This window comes from Phormidium sp. FACHB-592, from assembly GCF_014695795.1.
GTDB lineage: Bacteria > Cyanobacteriota > Cyanobacteriia > Leptolyngbyales > Leptolyngbyaceae > Stenomitos.
Genome location: NZ_JACJOZ010000054.1, coordinates 20,627 through 43,970 on the forward strand (window position 1 = coordinate 20,627; position 23,344 = coordinate 43,970).

Genomic DNA, 23,344 nt, shown 5'->3' on the forward strand with positions numbered 1-23,344 from the left:
AGCAAGACGTATCAGACAATAAAAACGTAAAACGCTGTAATAGTGGGATGCTTGCAAGACAGAGCCCTACTAATTGCAGTGTTTCACGTTACATACAAACCTATATCAATTGGCACGATTATGATGAACAGCTCAAATTACAGTATTACAAGCAAAGTTTATGAGAATGTCAACACTGTTATTTATCGTGGTCAAGCGAAAGAGAGCGGCAAACCTGTTGTCATTAAAACCTTAAGATCTGATGATCCGACACATAGAGAAATTGCTAGACTACGGCATGAATATGAGCTTTCAAAAGACCTCAATATCAAAGGTATTGTCCAGCCGTATGCTTTAGATAAGTTTGGCGCAGGAGAAGCATTAATTCTTGAGGATTTTGATGGTGAGTCTTTAAGAGTATTTCTGTCTGCCAGAACGCTCGCTATAAAAGATTTTTTGTCGATCGCCATCCAACTAGCAGAAACACTGGGAGAACTACACCAGAAAAACATTATTCACAAAGATATTAAGCCGCAAAATATTATTATTAATCCTGCTACAGGACAGGTCAAGATTACAGATTTTTCGATCGCTTCTCGCCTATCTAGAGAAAACCAAACCATTAATGATCTCAATTTACTAGAAGGAACGCTGGCTTACATGTCGCCGGAGCAAACTGGGCGCATGAACCGTTCCCTTGACTATCGCACAGACTTCTATTCGCTAGGAGTTACATTCTACGAAATGCTTACAGGGCAGCTTCCCTATGTCGCAACCGACGCAATGGAACTAGTGCACTGCCACATTGCCAAAAATGCTCTTCCACCTCATGGGCTTAGCCCACAAATTCCCAAAATTCTTTCCGCGATCGTTATGAAGCTGTTAGCAAAAACGGCTGAAGATCGCTACCAGAGCGCTTACGGCATTAAGGTAGACTTGGAGACTTGTCTGAAGCAGCTAGAGACTATAGGTGTCGTTGAAGACTTTACACTCGGTTTACAAGACATTTCTGCTAAGTTCCAAATTCCACAGAAGCTCTATGGTCGGGAGCAAGAAGTTGCGGTTCTACTCGCTGCTTTCGATCGCGTAGCAAGTGTCGGGAGTGGGCAGGAATCTCTCCCCACTCCCTCACGTAGTGAACTCATGCTAGTGGCGGGCTATTCTGGCATTGGCAAATCGGCTTTAGTCAATGAAATTCATAAGCCAGTTGTGCGCCAGCGCGGCTATTTTATTGCCGGAAAATTTGATCAGTTTAAGCGAAACATTCCTTATACATCTCTAATTCAGGCATTTCAAGCATTAATTCGTCAAATCCTTACAGAAAGTGAAACTCAAGTTCAGGTTTGGAGAGATCAGCTAATCACGGCTCTTAGCCCAAATGGTCAGGTGATCATTGATGTCATTCCTGAGGTTGAGCTAATCATTGGAGCACAACCAGCAGTACCTCAATTAGGTTCATCTGAAACTCAAAATCGCTTCAATCTAGTTTTTCAACAGTTTCTGAGTATCTTTGTTCAAAAAGAGCACCCTCTGGTTCTCTTTCTTGATGATTTGCAGTGGGCTGATTCTGCTTCTCTCAAACTGCTGCAACTGCTAATGACGGCTTCAGAACAGCAGTGCTTACTGTTAATTGGAGCCTATCGTGATAATGAGGTGAATGCAACGCATCCCTTAATGCTGGCATTAGAAGAAATTCAGAACGCAGGGACAGTTGTTAATACAATTACCTTAGCTCCGTTAGCCGTTAAAAATGTGAATCAATTAGTAGCTGATACGTTGCACTGCAATACAGCTAAGTCTAGACCGCTTGCTAAACTTTTGCTTCGCAAAACTGAGGGGAATCCTTTCTTTTTAACTCAGATGCTCTCCTCGCTGTATCAAGAAAAATTGCTGTCTTATAATGTGAACTCTGGAGATTGGCAGTGGACGCTTGAGCAAATTCAGCAGGTGAAAATTACAGACAATGTTGTGGAGCTGATGGTTAGTAAGTTACAGAAGCTACCCGATGTGACGCAAAACGTACTAAAGTTGGCGGCTTGTATTGGCAGCACGTTTAACCTCAATTTGCTGGCGATCGTTAACGAAAAAGCGTTATCTACGACAGCAGCAGAATTATGGGAAGCCTTACAGACTGGGCTAGTCTTACCGCTCAGCGATACCTACAAATTAGCGCTTATTGATCCTTCAAAGTCTGACCTTTCCACTGGAGAAGATGAACTAGATATCAGCTACCAATTTCTCCATGATCGCGTGCAGCAAGCCGCCTATTTTTTGATTCCTGAGGAACGTAAAAAGGAAACGCACTTAAAAGTGGGGCGATTGCTGCTGAAATCTATAAAACCAGCAGAGCGAGAAGAAAAAATTTTCGATCTGGTCAATCAGCTAAACATCGGCATTGACTTGATGAATCATCAAGCTGAAAGAATCGAATTAGCAGCATTGAATTTGCTGGCTGGTCGCAAAGCAAAAGCAGCAACGGCTTATGAACCCGCGCTAAAGTATCTCATCACAGGTTTAGCTTTATTAGCAGATGATAGTTGGCAGAACCAGTATGAGCTAACTTCTGCTCTATACATCGAGACGGTTGAAGTTGAGTACTTGAATACCCACTTTGAACGAGCAGAGCAGCTTGCTGAAGTCGTTCTAGAACATACTCAAGATCTATTGCAGAAAGTCAAGGTATATCAGACCAAGATTTATTTCAACATTGCTCGGAATCAAATGTTGAACGCGATCGCCACTTCTTTACAAGTGTTGGAGATGTTAGGTGAAAGTTTAACTCAAGAAGCACCAAAGGAAATCGTAGTTGAGGATTTAATTCATCTGCCAGAGATGACTGATCCTTATAAACTAGCAGCAATGGAGATTTTGATTACGCTGTTAACTCCTTGCCTCAATGCTAAACCAGACCTGATTCCAGCAATGTCGTTTACGCTAGTTAGCCTGGCGATGCGTCACGGCAATTCGTCCTCTGCGGCAATGGGTTATTCCTTGTACGGACTAATTCTCTGTGGCGGTTTAAGCCGCATTGAAGAGGGATACCGCTTTGGTCAACTAGGTTTGAAATTGCAGGAGCAGTTTCATGCTAAAGAGTTAGAGGCAAAAGTAATCAACATTTTTAACGTCTTTATCAGACATTGGAAAGAGCCTGCACAAACTACTATTAATCCTTTATTGGCAGGAATACAGGCAGGGCTAAACACGGGTGATATAGAGTATGCCTGCTACAACTCCACATCCTACTGTAACTATCTATTTTTCGTTGGAGAACCGTTAGGTGAGGTTAATCAAAAGCAAGCAAAGTATATCGAGTTGCTGCTGAGCCTCAAGCAGGAGTATCAAATTTACTTTACTCAGATTATCCGGCAGCTTGTTTTAAATCTGCTTGATGAAGTGAATGATCGCACTTGTCTAGTCGGTAAAAGCTTTAACGAATTAGAAATGGTGCCCATTTTTATCGAAACGAAAATGGGTACACTGCTTTTTCTTACCTATCTTGCAAAAACGATTCTGCTTTATATTCTCAAAAATTATGACCAGGCACTTGCCTATGCTCAGAAAGCAGCACCCTACCACGGCAACATGGTAGGTTTTATGCAGTTTGTTGAGTATAACTTCTACTACTCGCTATCACTTCTAGCCGTTTACGAGAGTGTAGGCACAGAGGAAAAGGCACAATATCTGGAAAAAGTTAATAGCAATCAGATTCAACTTAAACAATGGGCTTTTCACGCCCCAGCAAACTATCAGCACAAGTATGAGTTGGTAGAAGCAGAAAAAGCGAGGGTTTTAGGTCAAGCGCTAGAGGCGATGAGCGGCTACGATTGCGCTATCAAAGCGGCAAAAGAACAGGGCTATCTTCACGAAGAGGCGATCGCGAACGAGGCGGCAGAAAATTTCTATCGTTCGCAGGGACGAGAAGAAATTGCCCATCTCTATCTCACAAAGGCATATCACAGCTATGCTCGTTGGGGCGCGATCGCTAAAGTGAAAGCCCTAGAGAAAAAATATTCTAACCTGGCAGCTCGACCCACCTTTGATTCACCAACGATCAGGCTGACCACTTCTAAAACCGCTTCGACCGTAATTACAGGTGGCTTGAGTGCTTTAGATTTAACGACGATTGTAAAAGCATCGCAAGCGATCGCAGGCGAAATCGTGCTTAGTAAACTGCTGGATAAATTGCTAACAATTGTGATGGAAAATGCAGGTGCTCAAGCAAGTTGCCTGATTCTGGAACGAGCGGGTCAGCTCATGGTGGAGGCAACTGGAAGTGTGGAAAAAGATGGCATTACACTGTGGCAACCACAGCTTGTTTCTACCAACCAGCAGCTACCGATAACAGTCATTAATTATGTGGCAAGAACCCAAGAAACGCTGGTGCTTAGCGATGCAACACAAGAAGAAAAGTTCGCACGTGACCCCTATATTTCTAAAACACGCTCGAAGTCAATTCTATGTACCCCCATTGTTAACAAAGGCAAGCTGATTGGTTTGCTTTACCTTGAAAACAACTTAACTACAGGAGCTTTTACGCCTGAACGGTTAGAAGTTTTGAAATTGCTTTCCTCGCAAGCCGCAATCTCATTAGAGAATGCACTACTGTATAGCAATTTAGAAGTAGTGACTCAAGATTTGCAGCAAGCCAACGTGCAGCTAGCAGACCACAGCCGCACACTAGAGCAAAAAGTAGAGCAACGGACATTGGAATTGCAAGTGAAAAACGGACAGCTTGAATCAACCTTAGATGAGCTGAAGCAGACACAGATTCAGTTGATTCAAACAGAAAAGATGTCGAGCTTGGGTCAGTTAGTAGCGGGTGTTGCTCATGAAATTAATAACCCAGTTAACTTTATTCATGGCAATTTGGATCATGCGAGTCGCTATACGCATGATTTGCTAGACCTGATTCAGCGTTATCGGCAGCAATATCCTCATGCGACTCCTGAGCTTCAAAAGTTAGCAGAGGAAATGGATTTAGAGTTTCTTATTCAAGATCTTCCTAAAATTCTGAATTCGATGCATGTTGGGGCTGATCGTATTCGTCAAATTGTTTTATCACTCCGAAATTTCTCGCGTTTGGATGAGTCTGACATGAAGTCAGTCAATATTCATGAAGGGATTGAAAGCACCTTACTCCTACTACAGCACCGACTCCAACGCAAAGGAAGCTCTAGCATTGAAGTTGTGAAAGAGTACGGTAACTTACCCCTCGTTGAGTGCTACGTCGGACAGCTCAATCAAGTGATCATGAACATTCTCAGTAATGCGATCGACGCCCTAGAGATCTACAACCAGCAGCAGACTCATAAACTATTACAGAAGTCCGAGCAGCCTCAGCCCATTTTCGGTGTTGTCCGAATTTGTACAGAAACACTCAATAACGATTGGGTAAGAATCCGCATTATTGACAATGGACCTGGAATGAGTGAGGACGTGCGTAGCAGATTATTTGACCCGTTTTTCACCACAAAGCCTGTCGGTGCTGGTACAGGTATGGGGCTGTCCATTAGTTATCAAATTGTCGCTAACAAGCATAGTGGTCATCTCAGATGTAAGTCAACTCCAGGGCAAGGTGCAGAGTTTATCGTTGAAATTCCTGTTCAGCAGAGACCTAAGTTCTTCTAGAATGTGTATCGCTTGCGAAAGCTTACCAGGAGAAGAATTAGCTTACGCATTGTTGTTCATTGTTTCACAAGAAGAAAGGCTAAGCTGAGGCATAGAAGCGGTTAAGCGGTTTGACAGCAGCAGCTTGCACTTTCCAGCATTGGCACGTTCCTCAAGACACAGGCTGTAGGATGGCTCGTATCCGGTTCAGCAGCAGATCGAAATCAATGGGTTTGCGAACAAAATCATCCGCTCCGGCATCAAAACCATCAGCAGGTTCGGGGTCGCTGTGACCTGTCACCAGAAGCACTGGGATAAACGGCAGCGCAGGATCATGCCGTAGCTGACGAGTCACTTCAAAGCCATCCATGCCAGGCATCATCACGTCCAGCAGTACCAGATCTGGCGGACAAGTTGTAATTTTATGCAGTGCCGCAGGACCGCTATCAGCTACTTCCACCTGATACCCTTCGCTCTTCAACATAGTTTGCAGGAGAAAGCAGTTATCGGGAAGATCATCCACCACCAGAATGCGATCGGCTTTAGGCGGTCTTTCAGACGGGTTACCCTGCATGGCGTGAAGCTTTACTTAGTGAAGTTGCTGAAGAACTCACTCGATTATCTTCATAGAAACGGCTTACAGACTCTAACGGTAGAGCTATCCCTCTTTAAGATTACTTGTGCTTAAGGAGACTAGCGATCGCCTCTACCAAGATCGCTGGCTCTACAGGCTTTGTAACGTGAGTTTGAAACCCTGCTTGTAGTGCTTTTTGCCGATCTACTTCAGCGGCATAGGCTGTCAGCGCGATTGCTGGCACGGTGCCACCCTGAGCGGCTGGGCGTAAGCGAATCTGCTGGATCAGCATATAGCCATCAATGTCTGGCATACCGACATCACTGACGAGCACATCTGGTATAAATTGCTCCAGCGCTTGTAACGCTGCTAAACCAGAATCAACCGCTGTTACGATTGCCCCCTTTTGTTGCAGCAGAAAGGCTTGAAACTGACGGGTATCAGGGTCGTCATCCACAAGTAAAATTTGCAGGTTTTCTAACGGTGTTTCTGTCTCTGTTTGGTCACGGGCTTGCTCAGAGACGATCGACACTGCCTGCTGCATGACTGGTAATTGCACGATGAAGGTGGCACCTTGATTTTCACCCTGGCTTTCTGCCGTTACAGTACCGCCGTGCATTTCCACAATTTGACGGACGATGGCCAGTCCCAGCCCTAACCCACCAAAGCGGCGAGTGGTAGAACCGTCTTCTTGCCGAAAATACTCAAAGACATGGGGCAGAAAGCTGGCATGAATGCCCTTACCTGTATCCATCACCCGCAGTTGAGCGACTTCACCCAGTTGCCGTAGTTCAACCGTCACCTGCCCACCGTTGGGTGTGAACTTGGTTGCATTGGTCAGCAAGTTCCAGACTACTTGCTGTAAGCGGGCACTATCGCCAGAGACAGGTGCAAGCGGGCTGGCAATGTCAAGCGTGATCCGAATGTTCTTCGCTTCTGCTGTCAAGCGCACGGTCTCAACCGCCGCCGCAATCACGTAGGTCAAATTGACAGGAGCCACTGTTAACAACAACTTGCCTTGCATAATGCGGGAAATGTCAAGCAAGTCTTCAATCAGTTGTGATTGCAGTAGAGCATTGCGTTCAATCGTTGCCAGTGCGTCGGCTTGGCGGGCAGCATCGAGCTTGCCTGATTGCAACATCCGTGCCCAGCCTAGAATGGGGTTGAGGGGCGATCGCAGTTCGTGCGACAGCACAGCTAAAAATTCATCCTTAACCTGGTTGGCTCGTTGTAGTTCCTCTGCCTGTTGTTGAATCGACTGGATTAAATTGGCTCGTTCAAGGGCGATCGCCATTTGGTCGCAAGTAGATTGCAACAGGTCGAGTTCTTCAGGGGTAAAGCTAATGCGAGTGCGGCTCGCAAAAGAAAGGGTCCCTAGTAACTGTCCCTGTACAATCAAGGGTTGCCCTGCATAAGCGGTAAAGCCGCCTGAGTAAAGCAACTTGGCATTAGGATGAGTGGCAATTTGCGCTTGATTGAGGACAATTTGCTGCCGCTCTTGGGCGACCTGTCCACAGAGGTACTGACCAAACTCAATCCACTCGATCGAGTACGCCTCTGCATCAGCAATTCCTCCATAGCTCCTCAAATGCAGCATAGGGCGGTTGTCTTTTTCCTCAACCAGGTAGCTGTAGTAGCAATGCAAATCTAGCTGGGCTGAGAGTTTGCTAAACAGGTTGTGCATCAGCATGAGCGGTTGCTCGGTCGCGAGTAAATCGCTGGTAGTGTTATAAAGCAACCGGAAGCGTTCGTCTGCTTGCCGTTGTGCCGTTTTGTCCTGCATGATTTTAACCAACCCTTGCAGATCGCCTGTTTCCGATTGCAAGGGCATCATTAAGCCACTGCCCCAAAAGCGGCTGCCGTCTTTTCGCACATGCCAGCGTTCATTGATTGCCTGTCCTTCCGCCAGGGCAGTTTTCATTTCCAGGTCGGCTTTTCCCTGTTCAATGTCTTCTGGCGTGAAAATAATGCTGCCGTGACAACCAATGATTTCGGCTTCTTGATACCCTACTAGGCGTTCAGCACCAGCGTTCCAGCTTGTAATCATGCCATTGAGATCGAGGGTGAAAATGGCATATTCTTTGGCACTGTCAACCACTAACCGAAAGCGGGCTTCACTCTCGCGCAGGTCAGCTTCGGTTTGCTTGCGATCGCTGATATCGTAGGAGACTACTAGCGCTGCGTCAATTTCACCCCGATTGTTGCGTAACGGTGCACCATGTGAGACGTAATAGCGATCGTGGCTATAATGCTCCACGGTGAATGATTCGCCACCAAGAGCCTGGCGGTAGGAGGGTTCATACCGCTTAGCGAGGATAGGGTCGAGGGCTTCCCAAAGTGTTTTACCCACAAAGGCTCCAGCCGTCAGGCCTGCCTCTTGGAGCGCTTTGCCCTCTGCCAGCAGATAGCGCAACTCGTGATCCACAATAAAGACAGCCGCATTCGGCAAGTTAGCAGCCACTGTGCGAAAGCGGGCTTCGTTCTGGCGCACAGCAAGACTGGCGCGATCGCGCTCAAACGCAATGCTGGCAATTTGAGTGCCAAAGTTTGCCAATTGATTTTCCCAGGGGGTTGGCAGCCGCGCCTCATCAAACGCTAGCATCAGCGAACCGAGAGGTAGACCGTCTGCGCCCAGCACAGGTGTACAATGACACGCTAGAGTACCGTGAGCCTCGCACAAATCTTGTTGGACATCCGGCTGCAAGAAGCAGGCGTACGTGCGGGGACTCAGCCGAGACACAGAGGCACATACCGCTGCAAGACAGACCTCTAAAGGTTGCCCTGAGGCAATGAGTTCCAGCAGTTGTTTCTGCTCGACCAGCATCTGTTCTGCCTGTTTGCGTTCGCGTCGTTCCTGGGCTTCCTGCAAGGCTCGCTGCACGCAGAGCACCAACCGCCCCAGCCGTTGTTTAAGCACATAATCGGTTGCTCCGCGTTTGAGGGTTTCGATCGCCACTTCCTCGCCCAAACTGGCAGAGACGAAAATAAAGGGCACATCAGGACATAGATTATTGGCAATTTCTAGTGCCGTAATGCCATCAAACCCAGGCAGGGCATAAGCCGCCAGAATCAAGTCAAACACCTGGTTTTTAAGCGCTGTTACAAAGTCGGCACGAGTGTCTACCCGCAGCAGCTCATGGTTAATCCCGCCGTCCGTCAGCATACTTTGGATAGCTTTTGTATCCTGTAGCTTGTCTTCGAGCAGGAGAAACTGGAGTGCTGACATTTGTGTGTCTTTTGCGGGAGTGGGGAAAGGAAGGTTTTGGGTTATCCCATTTAATCCAGGTTGTAGAAAAAAGAGTGAAAGGGAAGGCAGTAGCGTGATTACTTAACGTGTGGCTCGATGACAATACTGCTGTTAAGGTGCCCGGTTTTTAGCTCAAACGGCATCAATCAAGACGGCACCACCCGTCATCGCCATCAGAACAGCAAGCACTTTGATTGTAGCCGACAGCTTGTGAAACACCCGAAGCCACAGCGCATCAGTGATACACAACCCATTATTGATTGGCGGCGGCAAAAGATGCCACTGGTAAGGATTGCCCGCAGCTTGCAGTTAAGGGAAAGCTGGCTACGGCATCCGTGCATGACTATTACTTAACTGTACCGTAGCGCGTGCACGCGCTACTTAAAGTATCGCAGCGATCGAGTATACAGCGGCATTCAATCTGTTTTATCCGTTGCAATGATGTGAACGTCAATGTTTTTGAGCAATCGCAGCAGCTTATGGGTGAGTGAGCCATGCAGCACTAACTTCTATCGTGAGCGTTGGCTTTCACCAATCACAATTTGACTAATGTGATAGTTTCTAGCAACCGCTGCGATTGCCATTGCTTTGTCATCGTTTCTCACTCGAATAAACTTGCCACCAAACTCTTTACAGAGTCTTTTATACGTTTCAATATGCAACCTCTCTACTTTAGTGAGGAAGCGATCGAAGCTAGCGACAAACAGGCAATAAAAAGGGGCGGGCATATCATATACTTGGCAGTCCGAGCACCCCGTCAAATCAGTTGAATCGCATTTGAATAGGTTGAAACGCAGACTAAAACTCGTTCATAAATGTTGCAATAAGAAGCATCAAGCTTTGTTCCATTTGAGGCGCGTTCAAGTGCCTCTTTTTCAATGTTGTCAGCAACTTCTCGCAGTGCCAATTTTCTCAAGGCAATCAAATTACGCTGTTGGAAAAAGCTTTGCAAGGACTGATCAACTTTTCAAGGGCATAAATTTTACCGTCCTTCAACCGTTCTTCTAACGTCTCTGGTGTGACATCAATGAGTACTACCTGATCGGCAGCTTCCAACAGACGATTGGGAATTCGCTCTCGTACCACAACACCTGTAATCCGAGCAACGAGATCATTCAGGCTCTCTAGATGTTAAATGTTGACCGTTGAATAAACATCAATTCCTGCTGCCAAAACAACTTCCACATCCTGATAGCGTTTTTCTCGCTGAGAGCCAGGGACATTGGTATGCGCCAGTTCATCAATTAGAACCAGTTGTGGGTGACGAGCAACAATTGCCTCCGTATCCATCTCAGACAAAAGCGTTCCAGAGCAGTTAATTTGTTACCGGGGCAGCACTTCCAACCCGTCTGCCCGTTGTGCCGTCTCCTGCCGATTATGGGTTTCGAGTAAACCAATCACCACATCAATGCCTTCTTGCCACCGATTGCCCTCCTCCGGCGTTTATCAGGGTAGACCAAATCGCTCTACCTGCCTCGCGTACCAAACTCATTAGAACTTCTCTGGTACGAACATAATCAACCTAACAGTTACCCAATGGTCTGCCGCGCATATTGCCACCTGCAACAGTACGAGTTTATGTTCATGCCATTTTGCAAAAGCTAGATGTGCGCGATCGCACCCAAGCCACGGTTATCGCTATTCAAAAGCATTTCATTAACCAGCAGTTACTATCTTACCCAGGACTTCGAGCATTTTAGGTTCCCATGAATGCCTTGAAGAAACCCAAACACTGATACCACCGCATCCTTGAAATTGCTTCCAAGAGTGCAGTGGCATCGGTATTTGACAAGCTTTGATACTGTGCCCAGAAGATTAGTTACTCACCCATCCAACCTTAGCCTTCTACCGTTTACAACACGGACAAAACACGTTGGCTGTGACGTACTAGCTGTGACGCTAGTAAGGAGAACCAGCAACACCCCTTGTAGACTGTACAGCAGCAGGTTCACCAGCATGAACGTCAGTTGGATCTTTGATGAAGCCAGCATAGGCTTCCATGCCATGTTCGCCAATGTCCAAACCTAGCACTTCTTCCTCTGGCGAAACTCGGATGCCCAAAGTTGACTTTAGCGCGACCCAGAAGAGGGTTGACAACACAACTGTGATGAGACCAACTAAAGCTGCACCAATGAATTGAGTCCAAAGCTGTGCAATGCCACCGCCTAAGAATAGACCCGCTTTAGGACCGAACCCTTCTGCGTATAGCTCGGTGCCAAATTTCGTGACACCAGGACCAGTGGCAAAAAGACCAACGGCTAGCGTACCCCAAAGACCATTAACCAGGTGCACAGGAATAGCTCCAACTGGATCATCAATCTTGAGCTTGTCAAGCAATAAGACAGCGTAGACAACGATAACACCGCCGATCGCTCCGATGACAGCCGCAGCCCAAACTGGAATGAAAGCACAACTAGCAGTAACGGCAACCAAACCTGCCAGAATACCGTTGATCACCATGGATAGATCGGGCTTACCCAAGACAATCCATGCCGTAATGGTTGCTGCTGCGCCACCAAACGCTGCCCCAAGGTTTGTGGTCATGGCAATGTGTGCAATCAAAGGATTAACACTCATTGTCGAGCCAGGGTTGAACCCAAACCAACCGAGCCAAAGAATCAAGCAGCCCAACGTGGCGATCGACAAATTGTGTCCAGGAAACGCATTTGACGAACCATCGCTGTTGTACTTGCCAATCCGGGGACCAAGCAGCGCCGCGCCCATCAAAGCAGCCCAACCGCCTACTGAGTGAACGACTGTAGAGCCTGCAAAATCCCAGAATCCAGAGGTAGCTAGTAAACCACCGCCCCAGACCATGTGCCCTGTGATGGGGTAAGCAATACCAACCAGCAGCACGCTGAAAATTAGAAAGTCAATAAACTTGATCCGCTCTGCTACTGCCCCAGAGACGATTGTGGCAGCCGTGCCAGCGAAGACAAGCTGAAAGAAAAACTTAGCTAGCAGTGGTACTCCCGCCCAAGCAATGGACTTATAGGCACCCTGGTAAGCATCACCCGTCAGAGGGCTGTTGTCAGCACCAGACAGAAAAAGTAAACCCTCTGTGCCAAAGAAGGGGTTGCCGTTGCCAAACATGAGACCCCAGCCTACAACCCAGAAGGCAATGCTGGAGAAGGCAAACACAATGAGGTTCTTTGCCAGCACGTTCACTGCATTTTTCTGACGGCAAAAACCAGTTTCCAACATACAGAAACCAGCGTTCATGAAAAATACCAGCATGGCAGCCACCATAACCCACATGGTGTCAAGTCCAACTTTCAAGCCGCCAACACTTTCAGCGACACTTTCCACTGTCGGCGGCGTCGGCGCTTGAGCAGAGGCAGCAACACTCCAGCCGACGACAATAAGCAATGCCAAAGGAATACAGGCTTGCCAGCTTGGAGAAAGCCGTTTGCTATACCACTCAGGCGACAGCCATTCGCGATGGATCCGGAGGGTTTTTAAATTGAAAGGCAACCTACGCCTTCTTTGCCTCGATCGCGACTTAGGCAAAAGTTTATACATGCTTCTAAGCTTCCTTGGTTGAACTGAATGAAAACAGGAATTGGTGGTGAAGATAGCTCAAGCAAACCCCAATCGGATAAGTACCCATAGATGCCTGGTTTACCCTGGACTCATGAGCTTCACTAGCGAGGAGAAAATCTACCGACGCTGAACCCCCTTGAATACTCCCCTTAACCGAAGTGCAGATTCTTGAGGAACAACTGATGGGTACATTTCATCAATTCTGCTAACCGTAATTCTGTATCGCAAATCACATTAAGCGTTTGCAGCAACTATCTCTCAAGAGAGAAATTTATGGGGTGTAAAGCGGCACCAGAGCAAACTCAGATCAACAAATGGTTGCCTCTTTGAGATAGCACTCCGTTTGGGTCGCAGTTCAATACTGGCAATACTGCATCAGAGCAGTGACAGCAAAATCATTTACCTCCAAAGTCCTCTGGGAGCTATTCTCAACCGTTGTCAAAAGAGGCACGATCGCACGGGTCATATTGCGAGGCAGTTAACTCATTGGTTATTGAGCAGCAATGAGCTGAGATGAGTAACTCTAAATCGTTGCAAGTGTTTGTTGGATTCAACCTTTGCCCGACTTTGCCAGAGCCGCGTTTGCACAAAAGCGATGCCCGATGGAAGGATTGCAGTCAAGAGACGCAATTGGCACCATGACAGGAGGAGTGCATGATACCCCTGCTTAGAACAAGTGCATATTGACATAGCAATGGGAACCGAAACTGGTGTGGCGAGAGAAACCATCAATATGCTGCTAACAAACAAAAATTTTGCCTCGATCGAAATTGACTTGCTCCAACTAATAAATAGGCAAAAAGGAAAGAAGGGAAAGAGTTTATTGCAACTCCCCATTCTCAACGTTCGCTAGAAAGACTGTTATTAAATGTTTGAAATTAGCTAAAGCATCGTTAAAGACTTTTCTTAAGTGGGAGGTTTCACCGCTCCTTCTGGGGCATCCTTCACTTGAAGACGCTGAAAAACTTGCTTAGGATCGTGAATTTAATCAAGCCGCAAACTATACGGGCGGCTTAGCAGACCAAACGGCATCCTGCAATGGCTTTGACAACAAAACCCGCCCGTACCAAATATCGAACTTATTTAATTCCCATTCTTTAAGGAAATCATACTATGCTACTTTCTTCTTCAAGATCATTAACAAAAACCTTTCCATGGGCTGCGCTAATCCTGCTGTTTTCTGCCTACAGTACGGTAGGGATGTTCCTGGCAGAATTTCCCTTTATCTGGGTTAACTGGACACTAGCGATCGCTGGAGTCTTTTTAGTAACAATGGTTTTTACCTTTCCCCAGTTTCAGTCTAAACAGTGGTTTTCGCATTGGTTACGGTCAGATACCAGCGCTTTTATATTGCTAGTTGTTGCAGCGGCGTTACTGTCTGTCATGCTGTTATGGATCCACATTTTTCTGAAGCTGGTTACTATTCTTGCAGCCGAAACGTTAACCAGATTAGAGTTAAGCTCCGGCGGCTTCAGTGTGGTTAAATCATTTTGGCTCTTGATGATCACTGCCTTGCTAGGGTTAACTCTAGGATGGTCGGTTAGTAGCATCATTTAAGCCCAACGTTTGTCTTCAGAACCGATCTTTAGATCAGCATCATCGCTGATTAGCTTGCAAAGCTGTAAGGATGAGAATGATTCTGAGAACTTGCTCTTGGAGCGATTGCTGCCGCTGTTGTGGCTGGTTATGCCTGTGAACTGGAAACGCCTCTTTCAACTGGTTACTGTTCTCCTGGGAATAGGGCTACTACTTGATTTAGTTTGCCGTTTAGGAGCCGAGTTCCTCTGGTTTCAGGAGGTCGCTTACCTTTCTGTCTTCCTACTCAAATCTCAGGTGCAACTGGTTCTTTTAGTCGTGGTGACGGGGTTCACAGCCGTTTACTTGCTGGGTAATCTGGTCTTAGCCCAGCGATTACGGACTGCTCCTGCGCCGACAGCTCGTGACGGTGATGGGCTTAGAAGTGAGGCACACAAACCGTCGCTTTTTGCTCCTTATGTCCTGCGATCGCGCGTCTCCCCATCATCTTTTCCGTCAAGTGCTGCTTTAGGGCTGCGATCGCTCCTGCCCCTTGTCTTGGGGCTTAGCGTGTTGGTGGGGTTGTTGCTGCTGTATTACGGTCAGCTTGCCATCCACTACTGGCAGGATGGTGCCACGCTTTCTAGCACCTTTGCGTCTCGCCTTAACCCCAGCCATCTCTGGCAGACGATCGCCCCGTTGCTTGGTCAAAGCTGGCTGCTAGGTGGAGTATTGGGATTGGCGATCGTGCTGCTCCTTTATCCTCGCTTTTGTTTGGGGGCGCTCGCGGTCATCTTCACTCTGTTGCTTGGGTGGTTGTTGTCAAAACAGTGGGCGATCGTTTTGCAAGCCTGGCATCCTACTGCATTCAACACATCAGAACCGCTGTTTGGGCGGGATATTAGTTTTTACATCTTTGCCCTACCGCTATGGGAATTAATTGAACTGTGGCTGTTTGGGCTGTTTCTGTATACCTTTCTTGCGGTCACACTGACTTACTTGTTGTCAGGCGGCAGCTTGAGTCAAGGTTACTTTGCTGGGTTTTCGTCCATGCAGCAGCGGCACCTATGTGGGGTTGGCAGCGGTTTGCTGGGTGCCATTGCGTTGAGCTATTGGTTGAGTCGGTATGAATTGTTGTATTCGCCCCGTGGCGTGGCATTTGGTGCAAGTTATACCGATGTGGTGGCGCAACTTCCCATCTATACGGGGCTGAGTCTGAGCGCTCTGGCGATCGCGCTCTATCTATTGTGGCGTACCGTTCTCTGGCAACCTAAGTCGTCTCGCAGGTTACCCCATTGGTTCGGGCTGAACGTAGGCTTAGGTTTGCTGGGCTTGCTGGTTGTTGCCGGGGTCGTTGTGCCTGAAGCCGTGCAGTATTTGATTGTGCAGCCGAATGAACTGGCGCGTGAGCGTCCCTTTATTGAACGCACGATCGCGCTCACCCGTCAGGCGTTTGGCTTGGAAGTAATCGACGCTGAGAACTTTGACCCCCAGGGAAACCTGACCGAGGCAGACCTAGCTGCCAATGAGCTGACCATTCGCAACATTCGCTTGTGGGATCAACGACCGCTGCTGGAAACGAATCGTCAATTGCAACAGATTCGTCCCTACTACCGTTTTCCTGCCGCAGATATCGATCGCTACACCCTGCAAACTGATGTGCCTGCTCGTCCGCCTACAACGCCCCGCGATCGCCCAATCCCCGATGCTGGTAAGGCTCCAACAGAACAACGGCAGGTGCTCATCGCTGCACGGGAACTTGACTACAGCGCCGTTCCTCAAGAAGCACAGACCTGGGTCAACCGTCATCTCATTTACACACACGGTTATGGCTTTACCCTTAGCCCAGTGAATACTGTTGGGGCTGGCGGTCTGCCGGAGTATTTTGTGAAGGATATTACGGGGGGCAAAGCGGAAGCACTAACAACCTCTAGCCCTGCGGTTCGTGCCAGTATTCCCATTGGTCAACCCCGCATTTATTACGGTGAAATTGCCAACACCTACGTTATGACTCAAACGCTAACGCGGGAGTTAGATTATCCCAGCGGCAGCGACAATGCCTACACTGTCTACAGTGGTCGGGGTGGCATCAACATTGGTTCCTGGTGGCGGCAGGGCTTATTTGCTGGTTATCTGCGCGACTGGCGAATCTTGTTTACCCGCAACTTTTTGTCCGAAACGAAGGTATTGTTCCGGCGTAACATCAAACATCGGGTTCAGGCGATCGCTCCCTTTCTACGCTATGACAGCGATCCCTATCTGGTAACAGCCGACGCTTCTGAAGCTGGGGCGACGGATCAAAATTATCTTTACTGGATTGTGGATGCTTATACGACGAGCGATCGCTATCCCTACTCTGACTTAGGGAGCGAAGGCATTAACTACATCCGCAACTCTGTCAAAGCCGTCATCGATGCCTATCACGGCTCTGTAACTTTTTATGTTGCTGATCCCACTGACCCAATCATTACCACTTGGTCAAGCATCTTTCCCAGTCTCTTCAAACCACTCACGGCGATGCCCGCAAGTTTGCAGAGCCATCTTCGCTACCCGGTGGACTTTTTTAAGCTGCAATCAGAGCGGCTACTGGTTTATCACATGACTGATCCACAGGTGTTTTACAACCGGGAAGACCAGTGGCAGATTCCCAATGAAGTTTATGGTAACAAAGCTCGTCCCGTTGAACCTTATTACCTCATTACCAGTTTGCCGGGTGTGCCGTTTGAAGAGTTCATTCTGCTGCTGCCTTACACGCCGCGCCAACGTACCAACTTGATTGCTTGGTTAGCTGCGCGATCGGACGGGGAGAACTACGGCAAATTATTGTTATATACCTTTCCAAAAGAACGCCTGGTTTATGGGACTGAGCAAATCGAGGCGCGTATTAACCAGGACCCAGTGATTTCGCAACAAATTTCCCTCTGGAATCGCCAGGGTTCACAGGCAATTCAGGGCAATTTACTCATTGTGCCGATCGAACAATCGCTGCTGTATGTAGAACCCTTGTATCTGGAAGCCGCTCAAAATAGTCTGCCAACCCTGGTACGAGTCATTGTTGCCTACGAAAACCGGATTGTAATGGCTCCCACCCTAGAAGAATCGCTGCAAGCCATCTTTAGACCCCAGGTTACTCCAGACTCAACGATCGTTCGTCCTGTAGAAGAACCTGCGGTTCAGTAGTCTTAAGCAGCGTCCCAACAGACCTTTCAAACTGACCCTGAAGCGATTAGAAAGCGGGTTTCGACTGCGCTCAACCTGCTCATACACAGGACTGAGAGCATTGAGCGAAGTCGAAATGCGTCTTACCAATAACTACACCTAGCTGCTTACCCACGCAGCTTAAGAATTTTGGCAACGACTGCCAAACTTTCTTCGTACAGTACATCATGTCCCCAGCGCTGCAATTGCTGACTCAACAGAAACTCAGCCTTTTGATCAGACAGTGATGAAACAACTTCTGTTTGGCACGCTTGGGCACTACCGCCCGCTTCCATCCGCATACAGCCTGTAGTTTCGGAACAGAGGATTGTGCAGCAGTCTGCTTGCAGATTGGTAGACGTAATACGAATACCCACCAGATCACCCAGAATTTCGCCCCAATCGGCTGTGGGAATCGCGGCTAGCTCTGCGGTGATCTCGCGCTGATTGGCTCCTTTGAAGGTGACGTGTTTGAGGTCATAGTCACCGCCCGTCTCTTCAAAGGCGATCGGTTGCCAATCAAGCCGACTAGCGATCCATCCCAGATACAGGAGCGCCTGGGCTGCGTTGCCTTTTTCGTAGTCGATCGCAAGCTGGTCTGCTTCGATCAAAGAAGCGCGGCGCTCAGGCGGATCAAACGCGGCTGCCATGAGTTCCTGCCAGGGTTGCAGGCGATGCCAGTTTAGATCAGCAATGTAGGTGCCTTCATCAATCAACTCGTGAATCTTGAGAAACTCCGATTCTGGATCACTAAAGTAACAGGAATCCAAAATCAAGCAGTTGCACGAGTCGGCAAGCGTTTTGAAAAGGACTTGATCGGGGTTGGGGGTTGCCTTCCACCAGACAAATTTGGGCAGGTCTGGCATCATTAGCGACGCGACTAACCCCCCGACTCGTTCTAAAGCAGCTTTGGTGCCTCGTAAGGTGATGTACTCACAGCAAATGAGGTGATTACTACTGCCTTGCTGCACCGGGCAGTAAGCAGATACTTGAGCCGTTACGCCCTGATCTTCGCCCAAAATAGGACACAGGGTAATAATGCGACCGGGATTTTGCACAGCGATCGCATCGCTAATGCTAAAGCCCCGTGTATTGGGGTTGTCAAATTTGATGCGATCGATCGGGTTTTTAGCAAACTCCTCTCGCAGTTTGGCAAGTGTGCCAGGATCAACCCGTCCTGTAATGGAGCGTCCGTAGGATTTTTGAGCATCCTGCACTGCCGCTTTGGTCATTGGTCCATGAATGCCATCAATCGGACCTTCATAAAACCCCAACGCTGCCAACAGTTGCTGAAACTCCTCTGGCTCATAGATCACCATACTGAAAGTCGAGGCTCTGGTAGGACCCTGATTCAGCGAATCAGCACTCTGGCTATGCCAGATCGCACTTAGCTCTGCCTCGATTTCGTCGAGAGAAATGTCTTTGGGTCTTTGTAGGGCAACAAGTGGAGTAGTCGTCATAGTCAGTGGTTGGTGATTAATTATTAGTGGTTAGAGAAAGGCAGAAGGCAGAGGGCAGGAGGCAGAGGGTTGAACTTAGAACGGTTCCTCATGTCTGTTCTCTCAACTCAAAACTCGAAATTTAAAGCTTTCAGCCTTCATCCTTTAGCCTTCATCCCTCATCCCTTCTTTAAAGTCGTCTCCAGTTTCGCCCATCGGCATTAAGCAACAGTTCTGATTCAACGGGTCCCCAGGTACCAGCTTCGTAGAGAGGAATACTTTCGGGCGGAGCGGGAGCATCCCAGACATTGAGAAGGGGAGTCAGAATGCGCCAGGAGGCTTCAACCTCATCGCCACGAGTGAAGAGGGTTTGGTCGCCGAGCATACAGTCCACAAGCAAACGGCTGTAGGCATCAGTATTTGCCTGTCCAAACGCAGTGTCGTAGCGAAAATCCATATCAACCGATCGCGTTCGCAGCGAGGTTCCAGGCGTTTTCACCTCAAAACGAAGCGCAATCCCCTCATTCGGCTGAATTCGCATCGTGAGGACATTCGGATTTGCTTGCTTTGCTGCCGACTGAAACATCAAAAACGGCACTTCTTTAAACTGAATGGCAATTTCGGAGATCTTTTTAGGCATACGTTTGCCCGTCCGCAGGTAGAACGGTACGCCTTTCCAGCGCCAGTTATCGATCGTCAGCTTGAGTGCCGCATAGGTAGGCGTAGTAGACTCGGCGGCTGCCCCTTCTTCTTGCCGATACGCTGGTACTTGTTTACCCTTCATCCAGCCTTCTGTGTACTGACCCCGAACGGCAGAATTACCGAGCGTCTCCAGATCAGCCAGGTGGGTAGCTTGCAGCACTTTCACCTTTTCGTTGCGAATGCTGTTTGCCTCTAACGAGTTGGGTGCTTCCATTGCAGTCAGACAAAACAACTGCATCAGGTGGTTTTGCACCATGTCGCGCAGCGCACCAGCCGTTTCGTAGTAGCCTGCACGACCCTCTAGCCCAACGGTTTCTGCAACTGTGATTTGAATGTGATCAACAAATTGGCGGTTCCACAGCGGCTCAAAAATAGCGTTTGCGAAGCGGAACACCATGAGGTTTTGTACCGTCTCCTTGCCCAGGTAGTGGTCGATGCGGTAAACCTGCTGCTCATCACAGACTTTTTGAACCACCCGGTTGAGCGTCTGAGCCGAATTCAAATCGCGACCAAAGGGTTTTTCGATGACAAGGCGCTGCTTTTTAGGGTCTTCAATCATCCCGGCTGCACCAAGCTGCTGAATGGCTTCGGCAAAGAATTTGGGCGCAACGGAGAGGTAAAAGACACGGTTGCCGCGTGTGCCACGCTGTTGGTCAAGTTCTGCCAGAAAGGTTTTGAGCTTTTGGTAATCGTCCTGGTTGTCAATATCGCCGGGCTGATAAAACAAACCTTTGGCAAAGTCATCCCAGATTGACTGCGAACCCAACCCGCCCCCAAATTCCTCAACCCCTTCGCGCAGATGCTCACGGAAATAGTCATGGCTCCAATCGCGACGAGCGACCCCAACGATCGTCAGCTCTGGAGGTAACCGCCGCTCTCGCTTCATTTGGTAGATGGCGGGTACGAGCTTGCGCTGGGTGAGATCACCAGAGGCACCAAAGATGATCAGAATCTGCGGTTCGGGAATGCGGTCTTGTTGGAGACCAATGCGAAGGGGATTTTCGAGCAGAGTAACCATAAATGAGCGCAGGTAAGTTGGAGTTGAGAAGTTGACTTAAGGAGGGGTTGGTAGTTGTTAGTTGTTAGACAGAAACCCTAACAACTAACAACCAAAAACCAACAACTATACAGTTGCCAGTCGATTCACTTTGTCTTCGAGGGACTTCATCAACGACTGGAAAGGTTTGACAAACTTATCGATGCCATCAACAAGGAGTTCGTCCATGACTTCATCAAGGTTGATGTTGATATCAGGATCTTTGAGGCTTTCGATCAGGTTATACGCTTCCTCAATGTCAGTTTCGATACGGTCAGCGACATTACAGTGATCGGCGCAGGCTTCGATCGTAGCTGGTGGCAACGTGTTGACTGTATCAGAACCAATCAGTTCATCGACGTACATCACATCACTGTAGTCAGGGTTTTTGGTGCCTGTGCTTGCCCAGAGGAGGCGTTGCACGTTTGCGCCTTTGGCGCTAAGGGCTTGCCAGCGATCGCTCTGGATGATCTTCTTATACTCCTGGTAAGCAATCTTTGCGTTAGCAATCGCTACTTTTCCTTTAATTGTCAACAGGCGCTCACGGCTACCGGGTTCAGATGCCCCTTGCTTCAGCTTTGCGTCGATTTTTTCATCAATGTTGGAATCAATGCGGCTCAGGAAGAAGCTAGCAACAGACGCAATCTTGCTGATGTCCTCGCCTTTCTCTACACGCTTTTCTAACCCCCGGATGTATGCCCAGAAGGTTTCCACGTAGCTGTTGACGGAGAATAGCAGCGTAACGTTAACGTTGATCCCTTCGCTGATCACCTGCTCCACGGCTGGAATCCCTTTCGAGGTGCCGGGGATCTTGATCATGACGTTTTCTTTGCCGATCGCGGCGTAGTAGCGACGGGCTTCCGAAATCGTTTTCTCGGTATCGTGTGCGATGTCGGGTGGTACTTCAATACTGACATAGCCGTCTAACCCACCCGATTCATCGTAAATCGGTTTGAGAATATCGCAGGCATTGCGAATGTCTTCAAAAACTAGAGACTCATAGATCTCCAGCAGTGGCTTCTTCGCGTTGATCCCGGCTTCGATGTCGGCATCATACATGGCGTTACCCGCAATTGCCTTCTCAAAAATAGCGGGATTAGAAGTAATGCCCCGCAGTCCACGGGTTTCAATTAGCTTCTTCAGGTCGCCAGATTTGATGAGATCCCGCGCCAGATTATCCATCCAGATGCTCTGACCCAACTCTTTAATCTCTAACAGATGATTCGTTGTCATCGTCTCTACTCCTAATATCAAAGTTCCTAGTGATCAGCGTCAAATTCTGGTCTAACAACTAACAACCAAAAACCAACAACTCTTTCGTCAATGAGCGGCGATCGCTTGTCGCGATCGCTCGTGAATAAACGACTCCACTAACGCCACATCCTCTTTACTGCCAATGATGAGTGGTGTTCGGGCATGGAGTTTGTCAGGCACTGCATCCAGAATGTCCTGAGTGCCAGTGCTGGCTCTGCCGCCTGCTTGCTCTGCCAAAAATGCCAGTGGAGCTGTCTCATAAAGCAGCCGCAGCTTGCCCTCTGGCTTTTTGACTGTACCGGGATAGAGAAAGACACCACCCTGGAACAGAATGCGATGGAAGTCTCCTACCAACGCACCGCTATAGCGAGCGGTATAACCCTCATGACGATGAACGTAACGAATGTAATCACGAATTGACTCATCCCATTGCCAGAAGTTGCCCTCATTTGCGCTATAAATGGGACCGTGATCGGGCATCCGAATATTCTCGCTAGACAGTATAAACTCGCCCAGGCTGGGATCAAGGGTGAACGCATGAACCCCTTTACCGATCGAGTAAATTAGCATCGTGCTGGGACCATAGAGAATGTAGCCTGCTGCAAGCAGCTTGCGTCCACTCTGCAGCAGATCACTTGCGGTACCGTCGAGGTCTTCTCCTTCCTGCTGGCAAACGGCAAAAATGGAGCCAACGTTAATGTTGATATCGACATTGGAGGAGCCGTCGATCGGATCGTAAAGCAGCGTATAGCGTCCTAACGGACAGTTTTCAGGAATGTAGTACGGCTTCTCCATCTCTTCGGATGCCAGACGGCACACCAAGCCGCTTTGCTTAAAGACGGAGATAAACACCTCGTTAGCGTAGACATCCATCTTCTTCACAGACTCGCCCTGCACATTCTCGCTGCCCGTAAAGCCTAGGGCACCTTCCATCAATCCTGCACGGCTGAGACGACGGGCAATGAGTTTGCCTGCCAGCGCAATGCGACTCATGAGCGCACTTAAATCCTGTGCATCAGCGGAAAAACTCTGAAGTTGCTGAAAAACGTGACGTGACAGGGTTGTGCAGTCGTGATCGAGCGCGTACTCATAATCTAGCGATTCGTGGGCTTCGACCATTGGTTAACCTCCTGATAGCCGAGCTTGGTCGGAACAACTCTGCCTTAGTATGCATCGTGGTTCCACCTTCTATCTTAGGAAGGCATGAGAAGAATGGCACTTCCTTTAGAACAACTACAGAAAGCGATCGC

Annotated in this window: 13 protein-coding genes and 1 pseudogene; 5 read left to right on the forward strand and 9 right to left on the reverse strand. The window is 48.3% G+C overall.

Translation table 11 applies throughout. The features are described from left to right. Positions 1-120: 120 nt before the first annotated feature. Positions 121-5,607, forward strand: a complete 5,487-nt coding sequence (locus tag H6F86_RS14910; RefSeq protein WP_190449403.1) for an ATP-binding sensor histidine kinase — start codon at positions 121-123, stop codon at positions 5,605-5,607. A gap of 151 nt (positions 5,608-5,758) precedes the next feature. On the opposite strand, the gene H6F86_RS14915 is transcribed toward H6F86_RS14910, so the two are convergent. Continuing rightward, on the reverse strand, positions 5,759-6,160 hold the full coding sequence (locus H6F86_RS14915; protein WP_190449404.1) for a response regulator: 402 nt from the start codon (positions 6,158-6,160) through the stop codon (positions 5,759-5,761). Between the two features lie 100 nt (positions 6,161-6,260). Then, entirely contained in the window at positions 6,261-9,386 is a 3,126-nt protein-coding gene (locus tag H6F86_RS14920; protein WP_190449405.1) for a response regulator, read from the reverse strand. 117 nt (positions 9,387-9,503) lie between these two features. Here H6F86_RS14920 and H6F86_RS14925 point away from each other — a divergent pair, with 117 nt between their 5' ends. Then, positions 9,504-9,761: a hypothetical protein gene (locus H6F86_RS14925; RefSeq protein WP_190449406.1), complete on the forward strand. Its 258-nt coding sequence runs from the start codon at positions 9,504-9,506 to the stop codon at positions 9,759-9,761. 155 nt (positions 9,762-9,916) lie between these two features. Here H6F86_RS14925 and H6F86_RS33155 read toward each other — a convergent pair whose 3' ends face one another. Continuing rightward, complete coding sequence (locus tag H6F86_RS33155; RefSeq protein WP_347240408.1) at positions 9,917-10,135, reverse strand: hypothetical protein; 219 nt, start codon at positions 10,133-10,135, stop codon at positions 9,917-9,919. 193 nt (positions 10,136-10,328) lie between these two features. Next, positions 10,329-10,811 (reverse strand): annotated as a pseudogene (locus H6F86_RS33160) (hypothetical protein). A 149-nt stretch (positions 10,812-10,960) separates the two neighbouring features. Here H6F86_RS33160 and H6F86_RS14935 point away from each other — a divergent pair. After that, on the forward strand, positions 10,961-11,107 hold the full coding sequence (locus H6F86_RS14935; protein WP_347240410.1) for a LuxR C-terminal-related transcriptional regulator: 147 nt from the start codon (positions 10,961-10,963) through the stop codon (positions 11,105-11,107). Between the two features lie 199 nt (positions 11,108-11,306). Here H6F86_RS14935 and H6F86_RS14940 read toward each other — a convergent pair whose 3' ends face one another. Next, positions 11,307-12,854: an ammonium transporter gene (locus H6F86_RS14940; RefSeq protein WP_347240417.1), complete on the reverse strand. Its 1,548-nt coding sequence runs from the start codon at positions 12,852-12,854 to the stop codon at positions 11,307-11,309. Positions 12,855-14,063: 1,209 nt separating this feature from the next. Between H6F86_RS14940 and H6F86_RS14945 the strand changes: the two genes are divergently transcribed. Together H6F86_RS14945 and H6F86_RS14950 are read left to right on the forward strand one after the other, a co-directional pair. Continuing rightward, positions 14,064-14,507 carry a hypothetical protein gene (locus tag H6F86_RS14945; protein ID WP_190449408.1) on the forward strand — a complete coding sequence of 148 codons (444 nt, stop codon included), beginning with the start codon at positions 14,064-14,066 and terminating at the stop codon, positions 14,505-14,507. A gap of 96 nt (positions 14,508-14,603) precedes the next feature. Continuing rightward, entirely contained in the window at positions 14,604-17,645 is a 3,042-nt protein-coding gene (locus tag H6F86_RS14950; protein WP_347240412.1) for a UPF0182 family protein, read from the forward strand. Between the two features lie 146 nt (positions 17,646-17,791). On the opposite strand, the gene opcA is transcribed toward H6F86_RS14950, so the two are convergent. The 4 genes from opcA to fbp form a co-directional block, all read right to left on the reverse strand. After that, the gene (gene opcA, locus H6F86_RS14955) at positions 17,792-19,123 is read right to left on the reverse strand and encodes a glucose-6-phosphate dehydrogenase assembly protein OpcA (protein ID WP_190449409.1); all 1,332 of its coding nucleotides are present in this window, start codon (positions 19,121-19,123) and stop codon (positions 17,792-17,794) included. A 169-nt stretch (positions 19,124-19,292) separates the two neighbouring features. Further along, complete coding sequence (zwf, locus tag H6F86_RS14960) at positions 19,293-20,822, reverse strand: glucose-6-phosphate dehydrogenase (RefSeq protein ID WP_190449410.1); 1,530 nt, start codon at positions 20,820-20,822, stop codon at positions 19,293-19,295. 105 nt (positions 20,823-20,927) lie between these two features. Next, a complete protein-coding gene (tal, locus tag H6F86_RS14965) occupies positions 20,928-22,073 on the reverse strand; it encodes a transaldolase (RefSeq protein WP_190449411.1) in 1,146 nt (381 codons plus the stop codon). Positions 22,074-22,160: 87 nt separating this feature from the next. After that, the gene (fbp, locus tag H6F86_RS14970; RefSeq protein WP_190449412.1) at positions 22,161-23,213 is read right to left on the reverse strand and encodes a class 1 fructose-bisphosphatase; all 1,053 of its coding nucleotides are present in this window, start codon (positions 23,211-23,213) and stop codon (positions 22,161-22,163) included. Between the last annotated feature and the right edge of the window lie 131 nt (positions 23,214-23,344).